The sequence below is a fragment of the Klebsiella sp. NPDC088457 genome, assembly GCF_044900465.1.
Classification (GTDB): Bacteria; Pseudomonadota; Gammaproteobacteria; order Enterobacterales; family Enterobacteriaceae; genus Klebsiella.
Genome location: NZ_JBJDNH010000028.1, coordinates 20,658 through 35,880 on the forward strand (window position 1 = coordinate 20,658; position 15,223 = coordinate 35,880).

Genomic DNA, 15,223 nt, shown 5'->3' on the forward strand with positions numbered 1-15,223 from the left:
CCCTCCGGCTTCGCCTTAATCCAGCCTATGCGCTCGCATAAACCCTTCCCCGCCTAACTGACGCATCTGCCGCAGGATCCATGCCTGTCGGCTGCGAATATAGCCGGACGGCGCATCGGCGCGAAAACGAATCGGATTGGGTAAGACCGCCGCCAGGAGCGCGGCTTCAGACGCGGTTAACTTGCTCGCAGGCTTATGAAAATAGCGCTGTGACGCGGCTTCAACGCCAAAAATTCCTTCGCCGAACTCGGCAATATTCAGATAGACGCAGAGAATGCGTTTTTTACTCCACACCGTCTCAATGCCTACCGTTAACCCGGCTTCCAGCCCTTTGCGCAGCCAGCTGCGGCCATCCCATAGAAACAGGTTTTTCGCCGTCTGCTGTGAGAGCGTGGATGCCCCACGCACCCGGCTTTCGTGCCGTTCGTTGTGCGCCAGCGCTTTTTCTATCGCCGGAAGGTCAAAGCCCCAGTGTTCAGGGAATTTTTGATCCTCAGCGGCAATCGCCGCCAGCCCCATCCACGGCGATATCTCATCCATCCCGACCCAGTCGGAATGGGCGATGTAATGAAAATCCCCGCCCAGCCACGCGCCTAGCTGCCGCTCCAGCATCACCGCCGAATAAGGGACCGGCAGCACGCTGAACAACGCAATACCGCCGCCGCAAAAGACCGCGCCGATCAGCAGTACGCGCAGCAGCAGGCGCTTGATCATCCGCCACGGCGACAGACGAACGCTCATTCAGCCAGAACCAGCACGCGGGCCACCAGCTTCTCAATCCCGGTCGCCGCTTCCGCGATGTTCTGCGCCAGCATATAGGCCGGCGTCGTCACCACTTTGTTCTCTTCATCCACCACGATGTCATCGACCGGGCAGGGCACATGTTCCACGCCCATCTCCTCCATGACGTCCGCAGTGTCGATATCGGTACCAATGGTTACCCGCAGCGGGATCGGCAAAATTTTTGGCAGCAGCGCCGGGGCGATACACATAAAGCCCAACGGTTTACCCGCCTGATGCATCGCCAGAGTCAGCGCTTGCAGGTCGCTGTCGACGGCGCATTCGGCCCCCTGCGCGGCAAAACTGCTAAGATTTTTCGCCGCGCCAAACCCACCGGGGACAATCAGCGCATCGAGATCGTCAGCCCGGGCGCGAGCCAGAGGCTGGATATCGCCGCGGGCAATACGCGCCGCTTCAATCAACACGTTGCGGCTTTCAGCCAGCGGCTCACCGGTCAGATGGTTGATGACATCCGTTTGGCTTTTATCAGGGGCGAAACAGACCGCCTGCGCGCCGCTACGGGCTATCGCCAACAGGGTAATGACCGCTTCATGGATCTCCGTTCCGTCATAGACGCCACAACCGCTCAGTACCACACCTATCTTTTTCATACTGCCAGCTCCTTAGTGCAACTTGCTGAAACCAGTCAAAAATTTTGATTTACCCGCATTGCTTCACATATTTTACTGATTCACGTAACAAATTATTTAAGGTTTGCTATCTTAATGAGCGAGCAAACCCAATCCTAGGTTGCGCTACGTAAAAAATACCTCTCATTATTCTGGCGCAACGACCCGTTCCCTGGTGTTGGCGCAGTATTCGCGCACCCCGGTTTATCCGGGGTCATTTTTTATCTGCCGCCGCCACCCACGCTTTCAGCACCGCCACATCGTTCTGCCACTCTGATTTCATCTCTTCGACCCATTCACCAACGTTATCTGACCACGCCGGCAGGTCCGGAGTCTGAATCTGCTGCCCCAGCTGCTGGATATGGCGCAGGCCGATAGAACCCGCCGCCCCCTTAATCTTATGCCCTTCATCGACGATCCCTTTCTGGTCACGAGCAGTGAGGTTAGATTCCAGCACCGCCAGATAGCCCGGCATCATCTTCTCAAAAACCGCCAGGCCATCGTTGATAAGCTGCGGCCCCACCAGCTCGATGTACTGCTCCAGCATCGGAACATCCAGTACGGCAGACGATTTGCTGACATCAACGCCTGGCATTTCACTGACCTCTTCTTCCGGCGCATCCCAGAATTTTTTAATGATGGCGGTTAACGCCGGTACCGATAGCGGTTTGCTCAGAACATCGTCCATCCCGGCATCGAGATACTCTTTTTTGTTCTTCAGGACGTTGGCGGTGAGCGCGACCAGAGGCGGCAGCTCGTCGGCAGCATATTGCTGCTTGAGTTGACGAGAAATGTCGAGACCGGTCATGTCCGGTAGCTGAATATCCAGCAGCACCAGGTCGTATTCGCCCGGCTCAAACATCTCCAGCGCCGCCTTACCGGTCATCGCAACATCAACGCTGTTACCCAGCTTCTCCAGCACCGAACGCGCGACAATCACATTGAGCTCGATATCCTCAACCAGCAGCACATTCAGCGCCGGCAGCGGCATTTCATCTTCCGTCAGCGTATCTTCCACCTCTTCCGCCACCGCGGGCGCATGCACCGTCAGGGTAAACGTCGCGCCCTGGCCCGGCTGGCTGGAGACATTAATATCCCCGCCCATATTACGCGCCAGACGACGCGATACGGCAAGGCCAATTCCGGTCCCGGTCGCCGGTTTACCGCCGTGGCTGTCTTTCACCTGATAATACATGGCGAAGATCTTATCCTGCTCCGCCTGCGGAATACCAATGCCGGAGTCTTCTACTTCAAAATGCAGGATGTCGCCTTCATCATAGCGAACGCGAACGGTGACGTTTCCGCCCTGTGGGGTGAATTTCACGGCGTTGCTGATGAGGTTCCACAGGATCTGCCGCAGCCGCGTTCCGTCGGTCACCACCTGATGCGGCAGGGGTAACGTCGGATCCATCACGAAACGCAGCCCTTTCTGCTGCGCCTGCAGGCCGGAGAGATTCTCCAGATCGGCCAGGAAGCTGGTAAAGTCGACCTGCTGGTTATCCAGCTGGACTTTTCGCCGCTCCATCTTATCCATATCAATAATATCGTTGAAAATATTACCCAAAGTCACCGCCGAAACATGGATCGTTTTCAGGTATTTTTCCTGCTCGCCGGTCAGCTCGGTATCCAGCAGAATGCGGCTCAGCCCCACGATGCCGTTCAGCGGCGTACGCAGCTCATGGCTGATGGTCGAGATAAATGTCGTCTTGTCGCGGCTGGCGCGTTCCAGCGCATCCTGATAGCGCTTCCGTTCGGTAATGTCGCGCCCAAAGCCCATCAGGCCGCGGCGCTTACCGACGCGGTCATAGTAAGGGACCTTGCGGATTTCAAAGCAGGCTTTGCGCCCGTCCGGATAATCCAACCACTGCTCGTAGGTCAGCGACACGTTATGCCGGAAGACCTTTTCGTCGGTCTCCAGCACTTTCTCCGCCGCTTCTTCGTTATAGACATCCTGCGGCTTGAGGTGGATAAGCTGTTTCTCGCTTTTACCCGTCAGCAGTTCCATCGCCCGGTTACAGCCGGAAAACTCTTTGTCTTCATTGCGATAGAAAACCAGATCCGGCGAGGCATCGAGGAAAGAACGGAGGAAGGAGGATTGTTGTTCCAGCTGAATTTGCGTCTCTTCACGCTCTTTCATCTCAATCTTCAGCTGTTCCAGGGTCGTCTCGCGCTCGGCTTCCGCTTTCTCACGTTCGCCAATCTCCTGATTGAGCTGCGCGATATTGTCTTTAAGCTGCACGTTAAGCTTGAGGTCGCGCTCGCGCATCTCCTCGAGTTTGTCGACCAGTCGCGAGAGGCGCTGTCGCGACTCTTCCAGCTGCTCCACCACCACCGATAAAAAGTAGACCGCCCACGGGGTGATCAGCAGGCCAAAGAAGATAGAGCGGATGACATCGATGCTCTCGACCTGGCCATGCAGGACCATCGTAACGGCCATCTGTACGACGATCGCCAGCACCACCAGAGCCAGGGCCAACAGCATGGAAAAACGCACCAGACCCAGTTTCATCATCAGGTCGACATAGTACTGCGCCAGCATACGGATTTGCTTCATAAGGGATTCCTTCGCGACAACTCCGCACAATAATACCCAATTCTGAGCAATACGCTGTAAGTTGTGCAAAAAATGCGTATCCCCTTACGCTCCTGAGGCTGGCGGGATCCAGCCACGCCCCAGCGCCGAGCCCTGGACGCCGTATTGATTAAGATAGCGGTCAAGTTCAACCATCCCGGTCCAGCGGTTCTCGCACCACTGCGGGGCCAGCAGCGTCGGGCGACGGGCGCTGGCCGAAATGCGGTGATAAATCACCTCCGGCGGAGTATGACGAATCATCTCTCCGGCGGTGGCGGTATAGTCATCCAGCGCGATCGCCTGTAAACGCCCGGCCTGCCAGGCTTTCGCCATAATGCTCCCGGTCACGATATGCAGCGGATGCAGCTTGATACCATCGACGCCGGTTTCCACGACCCGCGCCAACGTTTGCAGGCAATGGCTCTGCTCTTCGCCCGGCAACCCGACGATTAAATGCGCGCATACGTTAAGGCCGCGCTCGCGCGCCAGACGAGTGGTGCGCTGGTAGCAGGCGAAATCATGACCGCGGTTAATACGCCGCAGCGTTTTGTCGTGCGCCGTTTGTAACCCCAGCTCCAGCCACACTTCGTAGCCCTGTTCCCGGTAGCCGCTGAGCAGATCGAACACCGCCTCCGGGACGCAGTCCGGGCGGGTGCCTACGCACAGCCCGACGATGCTGGCCTGGCTCACCGCCTGCTGATACATCTCGCGTAAGAGTTCGACTTCGGCAAAGGTGCTGGTATAGGCCTGAAAGTAGGCCAGATAGCGTTGCGCCCGGTTGACCCGCTGCGCCTGATACGCCAGCTGTTCAGCAATCGAGTGTTGCCGCTGCGCCTCATCGGCAAATGAGGCCACGTTGCAGAACGTGCAGCCCCCGCGGCCAATCGTGCCATCGCGATTCGGGCAGCTAAACCCGCCGTGCAGCGTCAATTTATGCACTTTTTCGCCATAGCGCCGCGAAAGATCCCCACCAAACATATTGACTAATTTCTGTAACTGCATAATCTGATAGACCGGCCTGAATAAAGGGGCCAAGCCTGCCATTTTTAGTCACCTACGGCGATGACCTGGATCAATCGTCAGAGTGGCCGCTCACCTCATTGCATAACCACTCAAGATAACTGCAATTTCATTCACCCGTGCTATGATGAGTTTTGCTTATACTTAACCCCTGGTTTGCCATTATCTTCATCAGGGTAAAAAACAGTGTTATTTCTCGCCTCCGAGATAATAAGCAGATAAATACTCTGCTATAAATAGCCAGTTCAGCACAGAACGATAATGTTACGCTATCGATATAGTGAGACAGATCACACTAGATTAGGCTTTCCGCTACGTTTCATTGCCGCTTAAAACACGACTATCATCTTAACTATCATATAGTTAAACTCTGTATAGCACATTTTTGTATAAATAAGATTGCCATTTGACGTAAGTGCGGATTCCCGATAAGTTGGGAATCCGCTGGAAGCTTTCTGGATGAGTGCTCTGCTCATCATATTTATGCAGTAATTGAGATTCCCTCTTACAGCAAGTCCTCAAACTTGCGTACCGATGCGAAAAGGATTTAAAGAGGGCGAATGCGAGGTGCAAACCCCGTCGCCATGCTCTTTCTGTGCCCGTGCGCAATCGGTATCGGAGGGTGTTACGTAGAGCCTGGGGAGGTTCACTGATATGTTGTACGATAAATCCCTTGAGAGGGATAACTGTGGTTTCGGCCTGATCGCCCACATAGAAGGCGAACCTAGCCACAAGGTAGTGCGTACCGCTATACACGCACTGGCCCGAATGCAGCACCGCGGCGCGATCCTTGCCGATGGTAAAACCGGCGACGGTTGTGGCTTGCTGCTGCAAAAACCCGATCGTTTCTTCCGTATCGTTGCGGAAGAGCGCGGCTGGCGTTTAGCCAAAAATTACGCCGTCGGGATGTTGTTCCTGAATAAAGATCCTGAGCTGGCGGCGACCGCACGCCGCATCGTCGAAGAAGAATTACAACGTGAAACCCTGTCGATCGTCGGCTGGCGCGAAGTGCCGACCAACGAAGGGGTTCTCGGTGAAATCGCCCTCTCCTCGCTGCCCCGTATTGAACAAATTTTTGTTAACGCCCCGGCTGGCTGGCGCCCACGCGATATGGAACGTCGTTTGTTCATCGCTCGCCGCCGCATTGAAAAGCGTCTGCAGGAAGATAAAGATTTCTACGTTTGCAGCCTGTCGAACCTGGTGAACATTTATAAAGGTCTGTGTATGCCGGCGGATTTGCCGCGCTTCTACCTGGACCTCGCGGACCTGCGTCTGGAGTCGGCAATCTGCCTGTTCCACCAGCGCTTCTCCACCAATACCGTGCCGCGCTGGCCGCTGGCCCAACCGTTCCGCTATCTGGCGCATAACGGCGAAATCAACACCATTACCGGCAACCGCCAGTGGGCGCGCGCGCGTACCTATAAGTTCCAGACGCCGTTAATCCCGGATCTGCACGATGCGGCACCGTTCGTTAACGAAACCGGCTCCGACTCCAGCTCCATGGATAACATGCTCGAGCTGCTGCTGGCCGGCGGTATGGATATTGTACGTGCGATGCGTCTGCTCGTTCCGCCAGCCTGGCAGAACAACCCAGATATGGATCCGGAGCTGCGCGCGTTCTTTGACTTTAACTCCATGCACATGGAGCCGTGGGATGGTCCGGCGGGCATCGTGATGTCCGACGGCCGCTACGCGGCCTGTAACCTCGACCGTAACGGTCTGCGCCCGGCGCGCTACGTCATCACCAAAGACAAGCTGATCACCTGCGCTTCCGAAGTCGGGATCTGGGACTATCAGCCTGACGAAGTGGTCGAAAAAGGCCGCGTTGGCCCAGGCGAGCTGATGGTGATCGACACCCGCGGCGGCCGCATTCTGCACTCTGCGGAAACCGACGACGATCTGAAAAGCCGCCACCCTTATAAAGAGTGGATGGAGAAAAACGTCCGTCGCCTGGTGCCGTTCGAAGATCTGCCTGACGAAGATGTCGGCAGCCGTCAGCTGGATGATGACACCCTCGCCAGCTACCAGAAACAGTTTAACTACAGCGCTGAAGAGCTGGACTCCGTGCTGCGCGTTCTGGGCGAAAATGGCCAGGAAGCCGTCGGCTCGATGGGCGATGACACCCCGTTTGCGGTGCTCTCCAGCCAGCCGCGCGTCATCTATGATTACTTCCGCCAGCAGTTCGCGCAGGTTACCAACCCGCCGATCGACCCGCTGCGTGAAGCGCACGTGATGTCGCTGGCCACCAGCATCGGCCGTGAAATGAACGTCTTCTGCGAAGCGGAAGGCCAGGCGCACCGCCTGAGCTTCAAATCGCCGATCCTGCTGTACTCTGATTTCAAACAGCTCACCACGATGAAAGAGGAACACTATCGCGCCGATACGCTGGATATCACCTTTAACGCCACGGAAACCTCGCTGGCCGAAACGGTGAAAGCGCTGTGCGATAAAGCAGAACAGATGGTGCGTAACGGTACCGTCCTGCTGGTGCTCTCCGACCGTAATATCGCCAAAGACCGCCTGCCGGTTCCGGCACCGATGGCGGTGGGCGCCATCCAGACTCGCCTGGTCGATAAGAGCCTGCGCTGCGACGCCAACATCATTGTTGAAACCGCCAGCGCCCGCGACCCGCACCACTTCGCAGTACTGCTGGGCTTCGGCGCAACGGCTATCTATCCATACCTGGCCTATGAAACGCTGGCGAAACTGGTCGATAGCAGAGCCATTGAGAAAGATTACCGTACGGTGATGCTGAACTACCGTAACGGCATCAACAAAGGCCTGTACAAGATCATGTCCAAAATGGGCATTTCGACCATCGCCTCCTACCGCTGTTCGAAGCTGTTCGAAGCCGTCGGTCTGCATCGCGAAGTGTCCGATCTGTGCTTCCTCGGCGTTGTCAGCCGTATCGGCGGCGCGGGCTTCGATGACTTCCAGCAGGATTTGCTGAATCTGTCCAAACGCGCATGGCTGGCACGTAAACCGCTGGATCAGGGCGGCCTGCTGAAATACGTGCACGGTGGCGAATATCACGCCTACAACCCGGACGTCGTCCGCACCCTGCAACAAGCCGTACAAAGCGGTGAATACCAGGATTATCAGCAGTATGCGAAGCTGGTGAATGAACGTCCGGCCGCAACGTTGCGCGACCTGCTGGCGCTGAATCCAGGCGATGACGCCATCAGCATCGACCATGTTGAATCGGCCAAAGAGCTGTTCAAACGCTTTGATACCGCCGCCATGTCTATCGGCGCGTTGAGCCCGGAAGCGCATGAGTCGCTGGCGGAAGCCATGAACAGCATCGGCGGTTTCTCTAACTCCGGCGAAGGCGGTGAAGACCCTGCGCGCTACGGCACCAACAAAGTGTCGCGGATTAAGCAGGTCGCTTCCGGTCGCTTCGGCGTCACCCCGGCTTACCTGGTGAACGCCGATGTTATCCAGATCAAAGTCGCGCAGGGCGCGAAGCCGGGCGAAGGCGGGCAGCTGCCAGGGGATAAAGTCACCCCGTATATTGCCAAACTGCGCTACTCGGTTCCCGGCGTTACCCTGATTTCACCGCCGCCGCACCACGATATTTACTCTATCGAGGATCTGGCGCAGCTAATTTTTGACCTCAAACAGGTTAACCCGAAAGCGATGATTTCCGTGAAGCTGGTTTCTGAACCGGGCGTCGGCACCATCGCTACCGGCGTGGCCAAAGCCTATGCCGACCTCATCACCATCGCCGGTTATGACGGCGGCACCGGCGCCAGCCCGCTTTCCTCAGTGAAATATGCGGGATGTCCGTGGGAACTGGGCCTTGTTGAAACCCAGCAGGCGCTGGTGGCCAACGGCCTGCGTCACAAGATTCGTCTGCAGGTGGACGGCGGGCTGAAAACCGGCCTCGACATCATCAAAGCGGCGATCCTCGGCGCGGAAAGCTTCGGTTTCGGTACCGGCCCGATGGTTGCGCTCGGCTGTAAATATCTGCGCATTTGCCACCTGAACAACTGCGCAACCGGCGTAGCAACCCAGGATGACAAACTGCGTAAGAACCACTATCACGGCCTGCCGTTCAAAGTAACTAACTACTTTGAATTCATCGCCCGCGAAACCCGCGAGCTGATGGCTGAGCTCGGCGTGAAGCGTCTGGTAGACCTGATTGGCCGCACCGACCTGCTGAAAGTGCTGGATGGCTATACCGCGAAGCAGCAGAAGCTGGATCTGAGCAAACTGCTGGAAACCGCCGAGCCACACCCGGGTAAAGCGCTGTACTGCACCGAAAGCAACCCGCCGTTTGATAACGGCGTGCTGAACGCGCAGCTGCTGCAGCAGGCAAAACCGTTCGTTGACGGCAAGCAGAGCAAAACCTTCTGGTTTGATATCCGTAACACCGATCGCTCGGTTGGCGCATCCCTGTCCGGCTATATCGCCCAGACCCACGGCGATCAGGGACTGGCAGCAGACCCGATTACCGCGCACTTCAGCGGTACCGCGGGCCAAAGCTTCGGCGTGTGGAACGCCGGTGGCGTGGAGCTGCATCTGACCGGCGATGCCAACGACTACGTCGGCAAAGGGATGGCGGGTGGTCTGCTTGCGATCCGTCCTCCGGTTGGCTCCGCCTTCCGTAGCCATGAGGCAAGCATCATCGGCAACACCTGCCTGTATGGCGCGACCGGTGGTCGTCTGTACGCGGCAGGCCGCGCAGGCGAACGTTTTGCAGTGCGTAACTCCGGCGCCATCACCGTGGTAGAAGGCATCGGCGATAACGGTTGTGAATACATGACCGGCGGCATCGTCTGCGTGCTGGGTAAAACCGGCGTCAACTTCGGCGCAGGGATGACCGGCGGCTTTGCTTACGTACTGGATGAAGATGGCGACTTCCGTAAACGTGTGAACCCGGAACTGGTGGAAGTGCTGGACGTCGACGCGCTCGCGATCCATGAAGAGCACCTGCGTGGTCTGATTACCGAACACGTGCAGCTGACCGGTTCGTCACGCGGTGAAGAGATCCTGGCTAACTGGCCGGCCTTCGCAGCGAAATTCGCGCTGGTTAAACCAAAGTCCAGCGATGTTAAAGCACTGTTGGGTCACCGTAGTCGTAGCGCAGCAGAGCTGCGTGTGCAGGCGCAGTAAGGAATTCAGATGAGCCAGAACGTATACCAGTTTATCGACTTACAGCGCGTTGATCCGCCAAAGAAACCGCTGAAGATCCGTAAAATTGAATTTGTAGAAATTTACGAGCCGTTTTCAGAAGGCCAGGCCAAAGCCCAGGCAGACCGCTGCCTGTCCTGCGGCAACCCGTACTGCGAATGGAAATGTCCGGTCCACAACTACATTCCTAACTGGCTGAAGCTGGCCAATGAAGGGCGTATTTTTGAAGCGGCAGAACTGTCGCATCAGACCAACACGCTGCCGGAAGTCTGCGGGCGCGTCTGCCCGCAGGACCGCCTGTGTGAAGGTTCCTGTACGCTGAACGATGAGTTCGGCGCGGTGACTATCGGCAACATCGAGCGTTATATCAATGATAAAGCGTTCGAAATGGGCTGGCGTCCCGATCTCTCCGGCGTCAAGCAGACCGGTAAAACGGTCGCTATCGTCGGGGCAGGTCCGGCAGGGCTGGCCTGTGCCGACGTGCTGACCCGTAACGGCGTCAAAGCCGTGGTATTTGACCGCCATCCGGAAATCGGCGGCCTGCTGACCTTCGGTATTCCGGCGTTTAAGCTGGAAAAAGAGGTGATGACCCGCCGCCGGGAAATTTTCACCGGCATGGGGATTGAGTTTAAACTCAATATCGAAGTGGGCCGTGACGTTCAGCTTGACGATCTGCTGAAAGATTACGACGCCGTCTTCCTCGGCGTGGGGACCTATCAGTCCATGCGCGGCGGGCTGGAAAACGAAGATGCGAACGGTGTCTTTGACGCCCTGCCGTTCCTGATCGCCAATACCAAGCAGACCATGGGCTTTGGCGAAACGGCGCACGAACCGTACGTCAATATGGAAGGTAAACGCGTGGTGGTTCTCGGCGGTGGCGACACCGCGATGGACTGCGTACGTACCTCCATACGTCAGGGGGCGACTCACGTTATCTGTGCCTACCGTCGTGACGAAGAAAACATGCCGGGCTCTAAACGCGAAGTGAAAAACGCGCGTGAAGAGGGCGTCGAATTCCAGTTCAACGTTCAGCCTCTGGGTGTGGAAGTGAATGCCAACGGTAAAGTGTGCGGCGTGAAAATGGCGCGTACTGAGATGGGTCAGCCGGATGCGAAGGGCCGCCGTCGTGCGGAGATCGTCGCCGGTTCCGAGCACGTGGTTCCGGCCGATGCGGTGGTGATGGCGTTTGGTTTCCGCCCGCACAGCATGGAGTGGCTGGCGAAGCACGACGTTGAGCTGGATTCCCAGGGCCGTATTATCGCGCCGGAAGGCAATGAGAATGCGTTCCAGACCAGCAACCCGAAAATCTTCGCCGGCGGCGATATCGTGCGCGGTTCCGATCTGGTGGTCACGGCGATTGCCGAAGGTCGTAAAGCGGCTGACGGGATCCTGAACTACCTGGAAGTGTAATCCATCAGCCCGGATGAACCTTTCATCCGGGCTTAATCCGCGACAAAGCCCGATGGTGAAAAGCCAGCGGGCTTTTTTATTCTCTAAGCAGTCCGGCGCGAACCTTGATGACCACCTTTTTCACATCGCTGGAGGCCGTGACCCGACAGCCGGGCTTATGCGGCTCGCCGGGCATGAAGACCGCAAACATCTCAGGCTGCAGCGTCAGCACCTGTTCTCCGGCAATGCGGTTGCACAGCTGATAGTCCTCTGCAGGATGCGGCTCCTCGCACTCGCGCGCCGACCCCATCAGACCATAAAAAATGCGCTCCTCGCCCGCCAGCAGGATCTGGATGTCGATATACTGGGTATGCAGCTCCGCTTTCTTCTCCTCAGACGCTCCGGTAGTGAACTGCATCACATTCATCAACACATTGTCGCCCTGCAGCTCATAGCTCCCTGGCGCCTTATTGTACAGGTCGTGAGCCTGGGCCAGGGCGATAGCCCGCCCCAGCGCTCCCGGCAGCCCGGCCGCCAAAGGCTGCTGTAAATTGCCCACAATCATCTGTTTTCTCCCCGTCCCCATAATGCAGCCCCTAGCAGACCCGCATCATGCCGATAGTAAGCTTCTCGCAGCGGAACATGATAGACCGCGGGTTCCTGTAACAGATACTTCTCAACCAGCGACAGATAGCCGCTGGCCAGACCGATACTGCCGCCCACCACCACGCACTGGCAGTCGGTGACGGCTTTCAGATCGGCAATCAGCCGCGCCAGCGTTTGCGCCGATCGCTGGATCAGGGAGCGCGCCTGCTGATGGCCCTCGCCGGCAAGAGCAAAAATAGCTTTCGCATCCAGGCCGCTGAGCTCCCCTACGGCCGCCGCCGCGATGCCGCGCCCGGAAGCGATAGCCTCGACGCAGCCTTTCCGCCCGCAGCCGCAGACTGGCCCATGGGGATCCGCCAGCGTGTGGCCGCAGTGCCCTGCCAGACCACCGCTGCCGGTTTGCAGTCTGCCATGGCTGACGATACCGCCCCCGACGCCCGTCGAGACGGTCAGAAACAGCATCTCACCCACCTTCTCCGCTAATGCATGATATTCCGCCCACGCCGCGGCCTGAGCATCATTGAGGGCAATACCGGGCAACGCCGTGAGGTCGGATAAACACGCCTGCAGGGGAAAATGCGCCAGTCCTCCCAGATTCGCTGGATTGATGGCGGTCAGAATGCCGTCCTGAATAATGCCGGTGGAAGCAATGGCGAAACGCTCCGCGCGCGCCGCCAGTGGCGCCACAAGTTCGCCTAATGCCGCGGCTAACGCCGCCGGCGTCTGGCAGGCGGGGGTAGCCATTTCACGTCGCGCAGCAATCGCCAGTTCGCGGTCTATCAGCGCGGCGGCAAGCTTGGTGCCGCCAATATCAATCGCCAAAGTGGTCATGACGCCGCCTTTTTCAGCGCCGTGTTGTACCACCCGCAAATATGTTCCAGACGCGTAATCGCAGATCCCACGGTGACCGCCCATGCGCCATGCCGCATGGCCTCAGCCGCCTGAGCCGGCGTGTTGTAGCGCCCTTCGGCAATCACCCGACAGCCCGCCTCGTGTAGCGCCTGGACCAGCGCGAGATCGGGCTCATCCGGCGTGTACGGCGTAGTATAGCCCGACAGGGTGGTGCCGATAATCTCCGCTCCCAGCCGCTGACACCGTCGCCCATCATCAACCGACGAGCAGTCGGTCATCGCCAGCTTCTGCTGCTGATGAATTCTCGCCAGCAGCGCCTCTATCGCCACCGGACGCAGGCGATCGGTGCCATCGATGGCGATAATATCGGCCCCCGCCTGCGCCAGCGCATCCACATCCTCCAGAAATGGCGTAATGCGTACCGGTGAATCGTCAAGGTCGCGCTTCAGAATGCCGATAATCGGTACCGTCACCGCCGCGCGGGTGGCACGCAGATTCTCCACCCCTTCAATACGCAACGCCACCGCCCCGGCCTGTTCGGCCGCCAGCGCCATCGCCGCGACGATGGCCGGCGTATCCAGCGGGCTGCCGGGAACCGGCTGACAGGAGACAATTAACCCGCCGTTGGCGCGGATGCGGCTATCCAGTTGTTCAAGCAAAGACATAATAACTCCCTGAGTACGCTTAATGCCCGGCCTGGGGGCCGGGCACAGATTACCTGGTTTTCATTAATTCACTTTTAGCGGCGCCGAACGGCACTGCGCCGCTCAGCGGTTTGCCATCAATCGCATCATGGGTACGCACGGCTTCCGGGCGGATCCAGCGTTGCACGCGCGAGGGCATATCCAGACCAATAAGCAGGATCACCACAAAGGTCAGGCCGAACGAGAGCGATCCCAGCGTGGTGCCGAGATCCATACGTTGCGCAATCAGCGCGCCGAGGACCGGCGCAATCGCGCCACCCAGCGCCCCCACGTTATAGGTAAAGCCCAGGCCAGCCGCCCGTTGATCGGTATCGAAGTAGCCGCCGATCAGTTTGGGTAAGATCCCGGAGATCCCCTGCCCAAGCATCTGCTGGAAAAACAGTAGCAGGCCCAGAACCCATACGTTTGCGCCGCCGATAGCAAAAACGGGAATAATCAGCAGCTGGGAAGCCAGCAGACTGCAAACGTAAGCTTTTCGCGTCCCCAGCCAGTCGCCGAGAAAGCCGCCGACGCAGCAGCCTACAGCCGCGCCAAAACCGCTAAAGAACAGAACGTTCGCCACGGTCGTATGATCGTAGGCCAGCTCCGTTTTGAGATAAGTCGGTAATAACGCCTGAATAGGCCATGAATAGAGGAAGGCAAACAGGACGACCACCATCAGCGTCACACCCGTTGGCCAGCGTTTACCGCTGCTTTGCACCATAAAGCTGATAAAAATCGTCGCGCAGAGCAGCCCCAGCGCGACGACGATGCCGGCATTGTTGAGCTCACCGGCGAAGCAGAACCACAGCGCCGTCGCCGCCACAGCGGTCAGGAATATATTGAGTACCCGGTATTTTCCGCGGTACAGGATATCCACCATCGTCCGGACCGGCGTTTTGCCTTCATGCTTCTCTTTCCAGTCCTCTGCTTCGGGAATATTCTTTCGCAGCCACAGCGCAAAGACGATCGGCACGATGCCAATGAAAAACAGCGCGCGCCACCCCCACACCGGCACCACCAAGCTGTAGATCTGTGCCGCAATAACCGCTCCGACGGAAAAACCGGAGATCAAAAAACCGCTGGCTTTATTTCTCAGCTGTTTTGGCCAGCTTTCAATAACATAGGTTGCACTTGAACCGTATTCGCCGGCCATCCCCATTCCAATCACCAGACGGGCGATAAACAGGGTGGTATAGCCCGGCGCGAAGCCGCATGCCAGCGTGCCCACTGAAAAAAGGACAATGCTGGTGACCATGGCCAACCGCCGTCCATAGCGATCGCCCATGGCGCCCAGCATCAGCCCGCCGAACCAGCGTGAAATAAAGGCGGCAGAGATCAGACTTGCCGCTTCAACGGTTGTCAGGCCAAAGTCCCCCTGAATTTCCGTTAACACCAGAGCGATTAATACAAAATCAAAACCATCAAGCAAATAACCCAACCAGGCGGCGGAGAAAGCCCGCCATTGCGCCCGGTTGAGATGGCGATACCACGGGATGTTCTGGGTCGTTGTGCTCATTTTGCTCTCCCGCGATGGGTCAGACCCACGCTTGGTTTTT

Annotated in this window: 10 protein-coding genes; 2 read left to right on the plus strand and 8 right to left on the minus strand. The window is 57.7% G+C overall.

What is annotated here, in order from left to right:
- Positions 1-15: 15 nt before the first annotated feature.
- From mtgA to ACI2JR_RS17945, 4 genes are all read right to left on the minus strand, one after another.
- Positions 16-741: a monofunctional biosynthetic peptidoglycan transglycosylase gene (gene mtgA / locus ACI2JR_RS17930; RefSeq protein ID WP_132729531.1), complete on the minus strand. Its 726-nt coding sequence runs from the start codon at positions 739-741 to the stop codon at positions 16-18.
- Positions 738-1,391 carry an isoprenoid biosynthesis glyoxalase ElbB gene (gene elbB, locus ACI2JR_RS17935; RefSeq protein WP_462479133.1) on the minus strand — a complete coding sequence of 218 codons (654 nt, stop codon included), beginning with the start codon at positions 1,389-1,391 and terminating at the stop codon, positions 738-740. The genes mtgA and elbB overlap by 4 nt, the downstream gene beginning before the upstream one ends.
- A gap of 232 nt (positions 1,392-1,623) precedes the next feature.
- Positions 1,624-3,963, minus strand: coding sequence for an aerobic respiration two-component sensor histidine kinase ArcB (gene arcB / locus ACI2JR_RS17940; protein WP_132729529.1), 2,340 nt, complete (start codon positions 3,961-3,963; stop codon positions 1,624-1,626).
- 84 nt (positions 3,964-4,047) lie between these two features.
- A complete protein-coding gene (locus ACI2JR_RS17945; RefSeq protein ID WP_132729528.1) occupies positions 4,048-4,983 on the minus strand; it encodes a tRNA modification radical SAM protein MnmL/YtqA in 936 nt (311 codons plus the stop codon).
- Between the two features lie 672 nt (positions 4,984-5,655).
- Between ACI2JR_RS17945 and gltB the strand changes: the two genes are divergently transcribed.
- On the plus strand, positions 5,656-10,116 hold the full coding sequence (gene gltB / locus ACI2JR_RS17950) for a glutamate synthase large subunit (RefSeq protein ID WP_132729527.1): 4,461 nt from the start codon (positions 5,656-5,658) through the stop codon (positions 10,114-10,116).
- A gap of 9 nt (positions 10,117-10,125) precedes the next feature.
- Positions 10,126-11,544, plus strand: a complete 1,419-nt coding sequence (locus ACI2JR_RS17955; protein ID WP_132729526.1) for a glutamate synthase small subunit — start codon at positions 10,126-10,128, stop codon at positions 11,542-11,544.
- 76 nt (positions 11,545-11,620) lie between these two features.
- Here the strand turns inward: ACI2JR_RS17955 and nanQ are convergent, their stop codons facing one another.
- From nanQ to ACI2JR_RS17975, 4 genes are read right to left on the minus strand one after another with little or no spacing between them, the layout of a single operon-like run.
- The gene (nanQ, locus tag ACI2JR_RS17960) at positions 11,621-12,088 is read right to left on the minus strand and encodes an N-acetylneuraminate anomerase (protein WP_462479134.1); all 468 of its coding nucleotides are present in this window, start codon (positions 12,086-12,088) and stop codon (positions 11,621-11,623) included.
- Complete coding sequence (locus tag ACI2JR_RS17965; RefSeq protein WP_462479135.1) at positions 12,085-12,960, minus strand: N-acetylmannosamine kinase; 876 nt, start codon at positions 12,958-12,960, stop codon at positions 12,085-12,087. The genes nanQ and ACI2JR_RS17965 overlap by 4 nt, the downstream gene beginning before the upstream one ends.
- Complete coding sequence (locus ACI2JR_RS17970; RefSeq protein WP_462479136.1) at positions 12,957-13,646, minus strand: N-acetylmannosamine-6-phosphate 2-epimerase; 690 nt, start codon at positions 13,644-13,646, stop codon at positions 12,957-12,959. The genes ACI2JR_RS17965 and ACI2JR_RS17970 overlap by 4 nt, the downstream gene beginning before the upstream one ends.
- Positions 13,647-13,695: 49 nt before the next feature.
- Entirely contained in the window at positions 13,696-15,183 is a 1,488-nt protein-coding gene (locus ACI2JR_RS17975; protein ID WP_132729522.1) for an MFS transporter, read from the minus strand.
- Positions 15,184-15,223: the final 40 nt, after the last annotated feature.